The 13,419-nt window shown below is 41.1% G+C and carries 12 protein-coding genes; all 12 read right to left on the bottom strand.

Annotation, left to right across the window (positions count from 1 at the left end; genetic code table 11):
• Positions 1-38: 38 nt before the first annotated feature.
• On the bottom strand, positions 39-173 hold the full coding sequence (locus HMPREF8571_RS06475) for a DUF4044 domain-containing protein (protein WP_000863864.1): 135 nt from the start codon (positions 171-173) through the stop codon (positions 39-41).
• A 30-nt stretch (positions 174-203) separates the two neighbouring features.
• Positions 204-395 (bottom strand): PspC domain-containing protein, encoded by a 192-nt coding sequence (locus HMPREF8571_RS06470; RefSeq protein ID WP_001074500.1) that lies wholly within the window; start codon positions 393-395, stop codon positions 204-206.
• 27 nt (positions 396-422) lie between these two features.
• Positions 423-1,739, bottom strand: a complete 1,317-nt coding sequence (locus HMPREF8571_RS06465) for a glycosyltransferase family 4 protein (protein WP_001219454.1) — start codon at positions 1,737-1,739, stop codon at positions 423-425.
• A gap of 8 nt (positions 1,740-1,747) precedes the next feature.
• A complete protein-coding gene (locus HMPREF8571_RS06460) occupies positions 1,748-2,800 on the bottom strand; it encodes a glycosyltransferase family 4 protein (protein ID WP_000677634.1) in 1,053 nt (350 codons plus the stop codon).
• A gap of 102 nt (positions 2,801-2,902) precedes the next feature.
• Complete coding sequence (locus HMPREF8571_RS06455) at positions 2,903-3,232, bottom strand: metal-sulfur cluster assembly factor (protein ID WP_025168449.1); 330 nt, start codon at positions 3,230-3,232, stop codon at positions 2,903-2,905.
• Positions 3,233-3,246: 14 nt separating this feature from the next.
• On the bottom strand, positions 3,247-4,356 hold the full coding sequence (rpoD, locus tag HMPREF8571_RS06450) for an RNA polymerase sigma factor RpoD (protein ID WP_000201893.1): 1,110 nt from the start codon (positions 4,354-4,356) through the stop codon (positions 3,247-3,249).
• A 2-nt stretch (positions 4,357-4,358) separates the two neighbouring features.
• Positions 4,359-6,119 (bottom strand): DNA primase, encoded by a 1,761-nt coding sequence (dnaG, locus tag HMPREF8571_RS06445; protein WP_000227878.1) that lies wholly within the window; start codon positions 6,117-6,119, stop codon positions 4,359-4,361.
• A 196-nt stretch (positions 6,120-6,315) separates the two neighbouring features.
• Complete coding sequence (locus HMPREF8571_RS06440; protein ID WP_000125425.1) at positions 6,316-7,074, bottom strand: ABC transporter ATP-binding protein; 759 nt, start codon at positions 7,072-7,074, stop codon at positions 6,316-6,318.
• Complete coding sequence (locus tag HMPREF8571_RS06435; protein WP_000637251.1) at positions 7,071-7,937, bottom strand: ABC transporter permease; 867 nt, start codon at positions 7,935-7,937, stop codon at positions 7,071-7,073. Before HMPREF8571_RS06435 ends, HMPREF8571_RS06440 begins: the two co-directional genes overlap by 4 nt.
• A 65-nt stretch (positions 7,938-8,002) precedes the next feature.
• Positions 8,003-8,998 carry a tryptophan ABC transporter substrate-binding protein gene (gene trpX, locus HMPREF8571_RS06430; RefSeq protein ID WP_000792173.1) on the bottom strand — a complete coding sequence of 332 codons (996 nt, stop codon included), beginning with the start codon at positions 8,996-8,998 and terminating at the stop codon, positions 8,003-8,005.
• Positions 8,999-9,427: 429 nt separating this feature from the next.
• A complete protein-coding gene (ppc, locus tag HMPREF8571_RS06425) occupies positions 9,428-12,124 on the bottom strand; it encodes a phosphoenolpyruvate carboxylase (protein WP_000058162.1) in 2,697 nt (898 codons plus the stop codon).
• A gap of 23 nt (positions 12,125-12,147) precedes the next feature.
• Entirely contained in the window at positions 12,148-13,371 is a 1,224-nt protein-coding gene (gene ftsW / locus HMPREF8571_RS06420; protein WP_000703342.1) for a cell division peptidoglycan polymerase FtsW, read from the bottom strand.
• Between the last annotated feature and the right edge of the window lie 48 nt (positions 13,372-13,419).

Below are 13,419 nucleotides of genomic sequence, written 5' to 3'. Positions count from 1 at the left end.
CCCAGTCATTAGTTATTGTTTCTGTCTAAACAACTTGCTTAGAATCTGCTAAAAGCTCCAAGCGCTGTTGCAAAGATACCAGCAAGGGTTACAAACAACATGATAAGCACAACAACAAGTGTCACCTTTTCAAACATTGTTTTTTTACGGTTACCGTTATCTCCAAAAGCCATAGTTTCTCCTTTTCACTCTATAATTTTAATTTAGTATTCTGTAGAAACAGGTGCAATTGCCCACAAAATCAAGTAAGCAAGAACCCCTGCTCCATAACAAAAGGCTAGAACTCCCCAAATCACACGGATAATCGTCGGATCAATATCAAAATAGTGGGCAACACCTGCGCAAACGCCTCCAATTTTTTGATCTTTCCCACTTCTCATAAATTTTTTCGCCATCTTTTATTCCTCCTTTTTTACTTTATGTCAATCTTTCCAGTAGTCTCGCATACTGGACAACTGTTTTTTAGACGCTTTCAGAATGCGTTTAGATTCTTTTACCGGGACGCTGACTGCTTGTTGAGGGAGATATAAAATAGTTTTTAGAAAACGTTGACTCATAGGTTCTCCATCGAGAAATTCTTGTTCAAAATTATTTGAAATAATGGCATCAAGGTAAAACTCATGAACTCGTTTCCCAAAATTCTCAGCCGAAATCTCATACAACTTGTCAGCCAACTTTTGCTCATCCATATCTGGAGTGGCAATCAAAGCCTCCAAGATGCCACCTGCAAGGTCCTGTTCTCCATAGTAGAGGGTTCCAAACATCCTATCACTGATCAGATTATCCAGATAAGGATTGCCATGAGCGATGACAGGCGTTCCACTAGCTAGACTCTCTAGATAAGTCAACCCTTGGGTTTCACTAGTGGATGCAGAGATAAAGAAGTCTGCCGTCTTATAGTACAAGGCTGTTTCACTTGGAGCGATCATACCAGTAAAAATCACCTGATTTTGAATTTGCAACTGGACGGCTTGTTCTTTCAGACTGTCCAGATAAGGACCATCACCAGCAACAACCAGTTTCACCTTGTCTTCTTCTTTCAAAACCTGCGCAAAAGCGGCTAGAACCGCTTGGATATTCTTCTCATAGGAGATACGAGAAAGACTCAGTAACATTTTCTCGTCTTTTTTAATCCCAAGTTTAGATCGAAGGGCAGCTAAATTCTCTTCCTTAATCTCAGGCCGTTCAAATTTAGCTAACTCAATACCAGTTGGAATGACCCGCTTTTCAACCTTGACCTTGTACTTAGAGAGAAGGTCCCGAACAATCTCACTAGGACAAATCACTCCATCAACATCGTGAAGAAAGCCCCGTACCAGATATTTTACCATACTTGGACGAATCAGCATACCCTTCGCAATATAATGCACATAATCTTCGTACTGGGTATGGTAGGTATGGATAACAGGAATTTTTAACTCTCTTGCAATCCAAATCCCTAACAAACCTAGTGAAAACTCTGTTTGAGTATGAATGATATCTAGCTGATACTGTTTAGCAATTTCAAGCGCCTTTGTAAAGCCACGATAAGCAAAACGTCGATCCTTAAATGCAAAGAAGGGAACACTCGGTATTCGGATAATTTGCCAATCTTCGTATCGGTTCACGTCTTTATCAGTCGTTGTAAAGATAAAAACTGCATGTCCTTGCTTCTCAAGCTCTGTCTTTAAGGTTCGAATACTGGTCGCAACCCCAGAAACCTGAGGAAAATAAGTGTCTGTAAATAAACCAATTCGCATAAATTACCTCACTTTTTGCCCAAAGACGCCTGCTCCCGATAGAACTTCAACCAGATTTCCAGTAAATGTTCCTCGGAATACTCTTTAGAAATCTCTCTAGCTTTTTCTTTCAAGTCTTTCAACTTTTCAGGATGATTTTTGTATTCGAGAATAGCTTCTCTCATCTCTGAAACATCACTTGTTGCACGATAATTCCCTTCGAGAATGACCTTGTATAGATCTAAATCCCTTAGCATAATCGGTGCTTCACAACTAGCTGCCTCTAAGATGGTCATAGGGAATAATTCATTGTAACTTGGTAGCAAGAAGAGATCCGCTACAGCATAGAGCTCTCGCATTCGCTCTGGAGGAACAATACCTGGAAAAATTAGATTTTTAGGTGGATTGTCCATGATTTTTTTATAGCGTTCATAACCATCTGTCATCCCACCAAATGAAAAACCACCAGCCCAAATAAAAGTAATTTCTGGCAATTCCTCAGCAAGACGGATAAAGTCATCAATCCCTTTACGTTTCTGAACCTGACCTGCACCTACAACAACAAACTGATCCTCAGCTAAATCCATTTCTTGACGAAGTTTTGCTACTTGGTCAGCTGGCAGTGGATGCCATTTTTCCTTATTTACAAAGTTTGGAATATAAGTTACTTTTTCACGTGGAATACCAGCTGCCACCAAATCCTCGATAAACATGGGATTAACCACCACCAAGTGTTCCATTCGGTTGTAAAATGAAAAAACATAACGTTTGATAATTCCCTTTAAGAAAAATGGAATTTTCAAACTCCCCTCAAGCGTATCAGGCAAAAAATGCACATAGCCAATTTTTCTCCCAGATCGCTTCTTTTGAAATGTAGATAAATAATAAGGGAAATCAATGGTATGAAAGTGAGTTACATCTGCCTCAACAGGAAGATTCTCCGTAACAATTAACTGATCTTGGGCATCGCGATGTAGGAGACGTACCAACTCACGGTAGGCTCCTGATACTCCTTGACCAGCCACTTTTTCACTTGAACTTAGCATATTAATACGCAATTTTTCGTTTTCCATACCTTTCATTATACCATTTTATTTCTAGAAAATCAGCAAAAGAAAGAGAGACCAGAGGAAAAAGGAGGAATTTATCCTATTTTCCAATCGTCTCTCATATTTTTCTACTGTTTATTTAATTCCTAGGGCGATACGTGCATAGCGACTCATTTTCTCAACAGTCCAAGCTGGATACCAGACCAATTTAACTTCGGTATTGGTTACCTCAGGAACATCTGTCATCGCATCGTGAATCTGGTCCGTCAAGAGATCTGCCAATGGGCAGCCCATAGTTGTCAAGGTCATATCAATTTCAGTGTGACCAGTTTCACCATCAAAACGAATTTCATAAATCAAACCTAGGTTGACAATATCAATTCCCAATTCAGGGTCAATTACTTCTTCTAGGGCATTTAAAATGCGGGTTTTGATAACCTCAATTTGCTCTTCTGTATAAGCCATGTTCATCCTCACTCTTAATCTTCAATAAAATCACGAAGCGGTTTGCTGCGACTTGGTTGACGTAGTTTTCTCAAAGCCTTGGCCTCGATCTGACGGATACGTTCACGAGTTACGTTAAAGACTTTACCAACATCTTCAAGGGTACGCATTTTCCCATCGTCCAGCCCGAAACGAAGGCGCAGAACGTTTTCTTCACGGTCTGTGAGAGTATCCAAGACTTCATCCAACTGCTCACGTAAAACGATACGAGTTGTGTAGTCCACTGGATTTTCAATCACTTCGTCTTCGATAAAGTCCCCAAGATGGCTATCGTCCTCTTCACCAATCGGTGTTTCAAGTGACACTGGCTCTTGGGCGATTTTCAAGATTTCACGCACCTTGTCAGGTGTCATATCCATACGTTCAGCGATTTGTTCAGGAGTTGGATCTTGACCCAGTTCTTGAAGGAGATTCCGCTGTTCACGGACAAGCTTGTTAATGGTTTCAACCATGTGAACTGGGATACGAATGGTACGAGCCTGATCAGCAATGGCACGAGTAATCGCCTGACGAATCCACCAAGTTGCATAAGTAGAAAACTTAAAACCTTTTGAATAGTCAAACTTGTCAACAGCTTTCATCAAGCCCATGTTTCCTTCTTGGATCAAGTCAAGAAACTGCATGCCACGCCCTACGTAGCGCTTAGCAATCGAAACCACCAAACGAAGGTTGGCTTCTGCAAGACGCTGTTTGGCTTCGATATCACCAGCTTCAACAGCTAGGGCCAATTCTTTTTCTTCTTCATTGGTCAAGAGAGGAACAACCCCAATTTCCTTCAAATACATACGGACAGGGTCATTAACCTTAGCAGAGGTTGAGCCAATCAAGTCCTCATCACTAAGTTCAGGCTCTTCCTCTGTACTAAGGACACGTGCACTTGGATTCCCTTCGTTATCCGTGATAGAAATTCCAGCATCCTGAATCCGTTGCAAAAGGTCTTCAATGCCATCTGCATCAAGGGTAAAAGGAATAACCAGACTTGAATTGATCTCGTCGTCTGTTGCTGTTCCTGTTTTTTTGTGGTTACGGATAAAGTCTGCTACTTGCACATCAAATGTGGTTACTTCTTTTTGTTTTGTTGCCATTATTACTCCATTCTTCTCTTTTGGGAAATCAATCGTTGCAATTCTTCCAAGGCTGTGTCTGTATCTCCTAGATGACTAGCTTCCTGCACTTTCTTTTTAATTCGTAAGTTGTCCTTGCTGAGGAGAGCACGGTTTCGAGTCGCCTCGACTTCCATTAGCTCTTGAGGCGACATCTCAGCTGGCAAATCTAGACCAAGAACATGGTACCAGGCATTTTCAACCTCAGGAGTCTGATGAGACAGTTCCTCTGATCTGATTTCTCCCTCTACACTTAATAATTCGTAAAGAATCTGAAATTCTGGGGTATCAAAGAAAAAATCTTCTCTTAATCGATAGTCATTTAACACAACTGGATTCTCAGCCATCCTATAAAGGAGATGAGCCTCTGCTCTCATAACTGCTGTCAGTTGCCGCGTCACAGGCAAACTAATCGCTACTGGCCTAGGATGCTCCTTGACCCTCTCCTGTCTTTGAACAATCCGACTTTCATTTACAATCTGTTCTACTTGCTGGTAATCAAAGGAAGGTAGGTTATCCGCCAGAATGTGGATGTAAGAATTCTGGGCAGTAATAGACTTTTCTTTGGCGATTAAGGGCGCAATCTTTTCAATGAACTCGATTTGCGCTTGCAAGTTATCACTATTCTCAGGTTTGAGTTGGTGAATATAGAACTCTATGGGACTGATACGAGTCTTGGTTAAGAGGTAGGCCAAATCTTCTGGAGAATTCTTTTGTAAATACTCATCTGGGTCCATGGCATCAGGTACTCGGACAACTTCCACTGAGAAATCTTTTAATTCTTCCAGAGCTTTGGCTGTCGCTGCCTGTCCTGCCTTGTCACCATCATAGCTGAGAACTATCTTTTTGGTGAAGCGTTTGAGGTGGTCAACATGCTCCTTGCTCAGCGCTGTCCCCATAGAAGCGACAGCATTTTCTATACCAGCACGGTAAGCCGCGATCACATCCATGAAACCTTCCATCAGATAGAGTTCTGTAATCTTACCTGTTCCCTTTTTTGCCTTATCCAAATGATACAATTCGTAACTCTTGTTAAAAATTGCAGTCGAGCGACTATTTTTATATTTGGCAGTCTGTCCATCAGTTTCTTGCCAGATACGACCTGAAAAGGCAATAACCTGCCCCTTGTCATTGGTCAAAGGAAAGACAATACGTCCGAAAAAGGTATCAAAGAACTGATTGTCATCTGACAAATAAAACAAGCCCGAATCCAATAAATCCTTTTCTTCAAACTTACCAGATAAACGTTGGTAAAGATAGTTTCTCTCGACTGGAGCTAGTCCAATTTGGAAATGCTTCAGAACATCATCCGTCAATCCACGCTTGTAGAGATAAGCCCTTGCTGCTTCTCCCATCTTGGTCGTCATGAGAATTGCATGGTAAAAGCGTGCAGCTTCTTCATGCATATCATATAGAGCTTGATGAGGAGAAAGCTGTTGAGGACGAGACTGGATAGGCATGGCTAGTTGAATACCGACACGCTCACCTAAGAGCTGAACGGCTTCCATAAAGGACACACCTTGGTATTCTTCGATGAACTTAAAAACATCTCCTGAACGCCCACATCCAAAACAGTGGTAAAACTGCTTGTCTTCAACAACGTTGAAAGAGGGGGTCTTTTCACCATGAAAAGGACAGAGCCCTAAATAGTTCCGTCCAGCCTTTTGTAAAGAAATCACGTCACCTATGACTTCCACAATGTTGGCATTGTTTTTGATTTCTTCAATGACTTGTTTGTCAACCATACGCAATACCTCCATCTTATCATAGTTTCACGTTATCTAGTATAGCTTATTTCTGAAAAAAAGTAAACCATTTCATACACTTTCCGTAATTCTCTTTGCCTTATTTTTCTTGATAGAATGGGAAGATAAAAAACTCAGAAACACTTCCATGTTTCTAAGTTTTACTTCTCTATTTTTTGACGAAAAAATCTCTACTTTATTCAAATAATTGATAGTAGTCTGAAATCTTCATTTTTGCTTTTTCTTCTTTGTTCAAATCTTGGATGATACGACCTTCTTTCATGACAATCAGACGATTTCCATACTTCAACGCATCCTCCATATGGTGGGTAATCATGAGGGCAGTCAGCTTATCTTTTGTGACAAAGTCATCTGTTAACTCCATCAAAGCAACACTGGTCTTTGGGTCGAGAGCTGCTGTGTGTTCATCCAACAAGAGCAACTCTGGTCGCTTCAAGGTTGCCATCAAGAGACTCAAGGCCTGACGTTGACCACCTGATAGAAATTCAATCGGAGTGTCGAGATGTTTTTCAAGACCATTTCCAACCTTTTCAATGGTAGTCTGGAACTCTTCTCTGTGACTTGAAAGTCTCCTAGGAAGGAGTCCTCTCTTCTCACCACGAAACTTGGCAATCAAGAGATTTTCCGCCACCGTCATACGAGGAGCCGTACCCATCTTAGGATCCTGAAAGACACGAGACAAATACTTAGCCCGCTTTTCAGGTGAAAAATGCGTCACGTCCTCGCCCATGATACGGATACTTCCACTTGTTAAAGGTAAGGTACCTGCAATCGTGTTAAAAAGCGTTGACTTCCCAGCTCCATTTCCCCCTAGGATGGTAATGAAATCATGTTCGAAAATTTCAAGAGAAACATCATTCAGAATGATTTTTTCCTCATCAAAGCCATTCGTGATGACTTTGGTAGCATTTTTTAATTCTACAATTGCTGTCATTTGCTAAACTTGACTCCTTTCAGGTATTTGCTTTTGAAGGTTGGAATCATGAGACAAACTGCCAAAATCAAGGCGCTGTACAAACGAAGATAACTTGTATTAAACCCAAGAGCAATCACTCCCCAGACGAGGAACTGATAAGCAATAGACCCCACGACAATGGTCATGAGTCGCTCCGCTAGGGTCAAACTCTTGAACAAAACCTCACCAATAATCAAGCTAGCAAGCCCTACGACAATCACTCCAATTCCTCGAGAAACATCTGCATATCCTTCTTGTTGAGCAATCAAGGCCCCTGCAAGCGCGATAATTCCATTTGAAAGAACCAAGCCCATGAGTTCCATACGATCCGTATGAATTCCAAAACTACGAGCCATATCAGGATTATCACCAGTAGCGATGTAAGCCTGACCTAGTTTGGTATCTAGGAAAAAGAGCATGAGACCAATAACAAGGGCAACAAAGATAAAACCAGTCAGGAGTTGGTTAAGGTCTGAATCGAAAGGCAAGACATCCTGAATTTGCTTGGTTCCAAGAAGACCCAGATTGGCACGCCCCATAATCATGAGCATGATGGAATGGCAAGAAGTCATAACCAAAATCCCTGATAAGAGAGTTGGTATTTTACCTTTGGTGTATAAAAGACCCGTTGCCATACCAGCTAGGCAGCCCGCTCCTACTGCAGCCAAGGTCGCTAAAAATGGATTAACCCCTTGTGTTATCAAGGTTACAGCTACTGCTCCCCCTAGAGGAAAAGAGCCCTCAGTCGTCATATCCGGGAAATTCAAAATTCGAAAGGTCATAAAGATTCCCAAACCTAAAATCGCCCACACCATTCCCTGAGAAATAATGGATACTATCATAATCTTTCACTCATTTCTTTCTTTAGTAAAAATGGGAGGAGATGTCCCCAACTCCTCCTTTATCTTTATTCAATCACTTGTCCTGCTTCTTTTAGAACAGACTCAGGGATTGTGATACCAAGTTCTTGCGCTAGTTTTTTATTGATAACCGACTTACCAGTTGAAAAGACATTAACTGGCGTATCAGCTGGTTTTTCACCCTTCAAAACTTTAGCAATCATTTTACCAGTAGCCACTCCAAGATCGTGTTGGTCAACTACTACAGATGCTAATCCACCTGCTTCTACCATGGCAGTAGCACTTGGATAGATTGGCTTTTTAGCTGTTTGGTTGCTTGAAACAACTGTTGAGAATGCTGATGCGATGGTGTTGTCAATTGGAACCCAGATAGCGTCGACCTTGCTGGTCATGACATTAACTGTTGAAGCAATTTCATTTGTTGATGGAACAGCAAAGGTTTCGACTGTCAAACCTGCTTTTTCAGCATAAGCCTTGAATTCTTCTACTTGTGATTTTGAGTTATCCTCGCTACTTGAGTAGAGAGCGCCGATTGTTTTGACATTTGGTGTCAAAGTTTTAATCAATTCCACTTGTTGTTCAGCGGGGTTGTGGTCTGATACTCCTGTGATGTTGCCACCTGGTTTTTTCAAATCTTTGACCAAGTTAGCACCGATTGGGTCTGTAATAGCAGCCATGATAACAGGTAGGTCTTTTGTAGCACTAGCAAGTCCTTGAGCAGCTGGTGTTGCAATCCCAACAACAACGTCATTTCCATTTGCTACCAATTGTTTACTCATGGTTGCAACCTTGCTCTGATCACCTTCAGAGTTCATAAAGTCGATTTTTACTTGGTCGTCCTTATAGCCTTCTTCAGCTAGTCCATCTTGAATTCCTTGGTAAATCAAGTCCAAGGATGGATGACTAACAAATTGAAGGACACCAACCTTAGCGACCTTTTGCTCTTCCTTAGCTGCTGGCTTGTTCATTGATGAATAAATCAAGCTAGCCACTACCAATACTGCTAATCCAGCGATAATTCCAATCAAACGTTTATTTTTCATTTTTCTTTCTCCTTAATCCTTTTACCTTAACTTTTTAAATCACATCATCAAGCGATGCCATCGTTTAAATTCCATCATCATCCTCCTAATAGAAAAAGTCCTCACACAAAAAACTTGTGTGAGGACGTCGATGCGCGGTGCCACCTCAATTATAGGGACTATCCCTATCGCTCTTTCTCGCATTCACGAGTTGCACTGTAAGGTGTGCTCACCGAATTCTTATGATTTCAAATTCTTTATAACATTCAGCCCAATTTTCATCACTTTCATCTATCTGTTTCCACCAAGCACAGACTCTCTAAAAAATGAGCATGATTACTTTCTGAATGTTTAAATTATATCATTTTTCAAATACTTGTCAAGACTATTTTTAGAATTTTTTAAACAATTCAAAAACTTCCCCTAGAAAAAGAGGAAGTTTAGAAAATATCAACCTGAATTACGCAAACCTGTTGCAATTCCGTTAATGGTTGTATGAATCAATCTTTCTTCGTCTGCTGACAATTCACCACGACGTTGACGTTTAATCAACTCCAACTGGATATAGTTGAGGATATTAAAGTAAGGCATACGATAGTTTAGACTGTCTTTTAGGTAAGAGTTTTCTGCCAAGAGTTCGTCATAACCTTCAATAGCTAAAATAACATCCTTGGTCAATTGCCATTCATCTAAAATAGTGTAGTAGATAGCTTGCACTTCTTCGTCTTCACAGAGCTTAGCATATTCAAAAGCAATGTTCATGTTAGACTTAGATAAGACCATGTCCACATTGGAAAGAAGAGATTGGAAGAAAGGCCAGTTCTGGTACATATCACGAAGGAACTCGATATTCTTTGGATTTTGATCTATAAACTCTTTAAAGCTTGATCCCACACCATACCATCCAGGGAACATGACACGACTTTGTGACCATGAGAAGACCCAAGGAATGGCACGCAAACCGCCGATTTCAGTGATGGTCTTACGAGCTGCTGGACGCGAACCGATATTGAAGCTTGAAATAGCCTTGATTGGACTGGATTCAAAGAAGTAGTCATAGAAATGTTCATTTCCAAAGACCAAGTCACGGTAGATATCGTAGCTACGATCCACTACTTGGTCCATGATGGCTTCGTAACGGTTTGATGTGTTGGTATCACTCTTCTTCTTGGTAATCATACGGTTAATGGCTGCAGAAACCAACATCTCAAGGTTGTAATAAGCAGCGTCTTTGTTACCGTATTTGTTTCCAATCACTTCTCCTTGCTCAGTCAGACGGATACGGTCCTTGATAGACTTGAGTGGTTGGGATGTAATAGCTTCATAAGTTGGTCCACCACCACGACCTACAGTACCACCACGACCATGGAAGAAAGTGACCTTAACGCCAAATTCATCCCCAATAGCAGTTAGTTGTTGTTGCGCCTTGTACAGGGTCCAACATGAGGACAGGTAACCACCATCCTTGTTGCTATCAGAGTAACCGAGCATGATTTCCTGATAGTTATCTTTTGAAGCAATCCATTTTTTAGCCAAAGGAAGAGAGAAATATCTTCTCATGGTTTCTTCCGAATGGTCTAAGTCCTCGATAGTTTCAAACAGGGGAACAATCTGAACTCGTGCTTTTTGGGCATCAACCAAGCCTACTTCCTTGAGCATAATTGCTAGCTCTAGCATATCGGATACACTTGTTGCATGTGAGATAATGGTTTGACGAATGACATTTTCACCCAGTTTATCCTTCAACTTGCGGGCAGCTTTAAAGATAGATAGTTCCTTCTCAAGAAGTTCTGACTTTTCAGCATGAGTGGCTGAGAGGATACGAGGGTCTTCTTCCAACTCTTTTAAGAGAAGGGCGCATTTTTCGTCTTCAGAAAGGTCGCTATAGTGATCATTGATACCAGCAGATTCAAGCAATTCTGCTACACAGGCTTCATGAACACTAGAATCTTGGCGCATATCAATAGAAGCAAGGTAGAAACCAAAAATTTCGACAGCTTGCATCAACTCGACAAATTCTCCTGAAATCAGGTATTCCCCTTTGTTTTCAAGGAGAGAATCGCGAATGGCCAACAAATCTTGATAAAATTCATCTGCAGTGGCATATCTTGGCTGAAGATCCTTGTCTTCAATGAGATAAGCCTTGGTAGCCTGCATCTTAGCTTGGATGTCAAAAAGAGCACGACGATAGAGTTCTTTTTCACGATAAATCGAGTTGTCTTGTGACTTCAGCGCCATCTCACGAACCTTGTCGCTGACATTCACAATACTGGTTGAGAGTGAGAATTCACGATAGAGGTTATAAATCTTCTCATCGTAGTAATTCATAATGACTTCACACTGAGTCAAGGCTGATTTGTTGAGGGTTTCAGCAGTTACGAAAGGATTGCCATCACGGTCCCCTCCGATCCACATCCCCATGGTAATCGGTTTTGGATGTTGGAGTTCGATACCTTGTGACTTAGCTAGTTTCTTATACTCAGCCGTCAAACGTGGAACAGCATTCAAGAAAGAACTTTGATAGTACTCCATCACGTTGGTGATTTCGTTGGTTACTTTCAATTTCTTCTCACGAATCATGTCCGTTTGCATGATAATCTCAATATAACGACGGAGATCCGTGTGCCATTTTTCTTTGTTAATCAAACCTAGTTTGACATCACGGTACTTACGCAAAAGATTATGGATGTGATTTGTCAAATCCAACATACTCTTGCGTTGTACTTGCGTTGGATGGGCGGTCAAGACAGGAACGACATTTAACTTTTCTAAAATATCGGCTGCATTTTCTTTTTCAGCTACCATCTTAATCGTTGTAGATAGTTTCCCTAGATAGTCTTGGTCCACATTGTTTTGGTGATTGATTTCATAGGCCAAATCCACATCCTCAGAGATATTAATCAAAAGTGGAAGGATAGAGAAATAGCGTGAAATGTAAATCATTTCTTCATTCGAAAGACTGGTCACTAGATCATTGAGCCCTTGATAATTCTCACTAGTTGATAATTCCTTCAACTGGATAATCTTTTCAAAGGTTTCTGGCGCCAGCATATTTTTTGTGATATCTTCTAATAGCTCCGTCAAAATCAAGACTTCTTCTTGGACGACTGCTTTATTACTATAGTTTTCTAATTTTTGAAGAGACATATACTTTCCTTTCCATTCAATCCTTACAGATTTTCATCGGTTTGATTCTCGTATTCTCTGATAAGTTTGGCACGTTTTTCGCTTGCATCAATGTTCAGTACAAGCGCGATGGCTACTGATAATACCAGGAGACTGTTCCCACCTTGTGAAAGGAAGGGGAAGGTTACCCCTGTAGAAGGAATCAACCCTGAAATCCCACCGATATTGACAAAGACCTGAACAAGGATCATGCCTCCGACACCGATAGCAACCATAGAATTAAAAGGATCTTTAGCTCGAATTCCGACTAAGATAATTCGCAAAATCAAGAAGAAGAGTAAAGCCAAAATCATACTGGCTCCTACGAATCCAAACTCTTCGATGACAATCGAAAAGACAAAATCCGTATGGGCTTCTGGCAGATAACCACGCTTCTCGATAGAATTCCCCAGTCCCAGTCCGAACCAGCCTCCATTTACCATGGCATAGTAGGAATTTGCGAGCTGGTGTCCTGCACCTGCTAGGTCGTTAAAGGGATTAAAGAAGGCACTAAAACGTTTAGCAACGTAACCAAATACAGGAATTTGAGAGAACTTTTCAACCCCAACAAAGCGAATGACAGACAAGACTAACATTGAACTTCCTGCCAAGAGAGCTAGAATGGTCGAGAACCAACGATAGGCAATCCCACTAACCGTATACATGATGAGCGCCACTAAGACCAAGATGGTCGCATTTCCCAAGTCTGGGAAAATTCCCAAACTACCAATCAGAACTAGCAGAACAAAACGCCAGTCGTTAAAAGCTCGAGGCAGCCACTGATTCTGTGTCAAAACCTGGAAGTCATAAACCGCAATCTCATCTTGTTGTTTTGAAAATCGATGTGCCAGGTACCAGATGATGATAATCTTAAGGTATTCAGCTGGCTGAATCGTTACAGGTCCTACAGAAATCCATCCGTAAGCTCCATTGACAGGTGTACCAACCAAACGCGCCAGAGCTAAGAGAACCATCTCAACAATCATTACGATAAAAATGAGACGTCCGTTTCTCAGGAAACCTAATTTTAATTTGTAGATTAAGGCAATCAGAATCAAACTAGCTATCCAGAAGATCCCCTGGTTTCGCACCAATTGAAAGGCACTTTTCCCTTCCTCAATCAAGGTTGCACTCGTTGTCGAGTAAACTACAATCAACCCCAAAATCGACAAAAGGAAGTAAGGAATCAAAATGGAATAGTTTAGTAGGTGCCTTTTACTAATTTTCATATTTCACCACTCTAATAGGAACAGACGCTTCTGTTCCCAATTCCGTTT

It is taken from the genome of Streptococcus mitis ATCC 6249 (assembly GCF_000146585.1).
GTDB lineage: Bacteria > Bacillota > Bacilli > Lactobacillales > Streptococcaceae > Streptococcus > Streptococcus mitis_AZ.
This window is presented reverse-complemented; position numbering and strand designations above follow the sequence as displayed.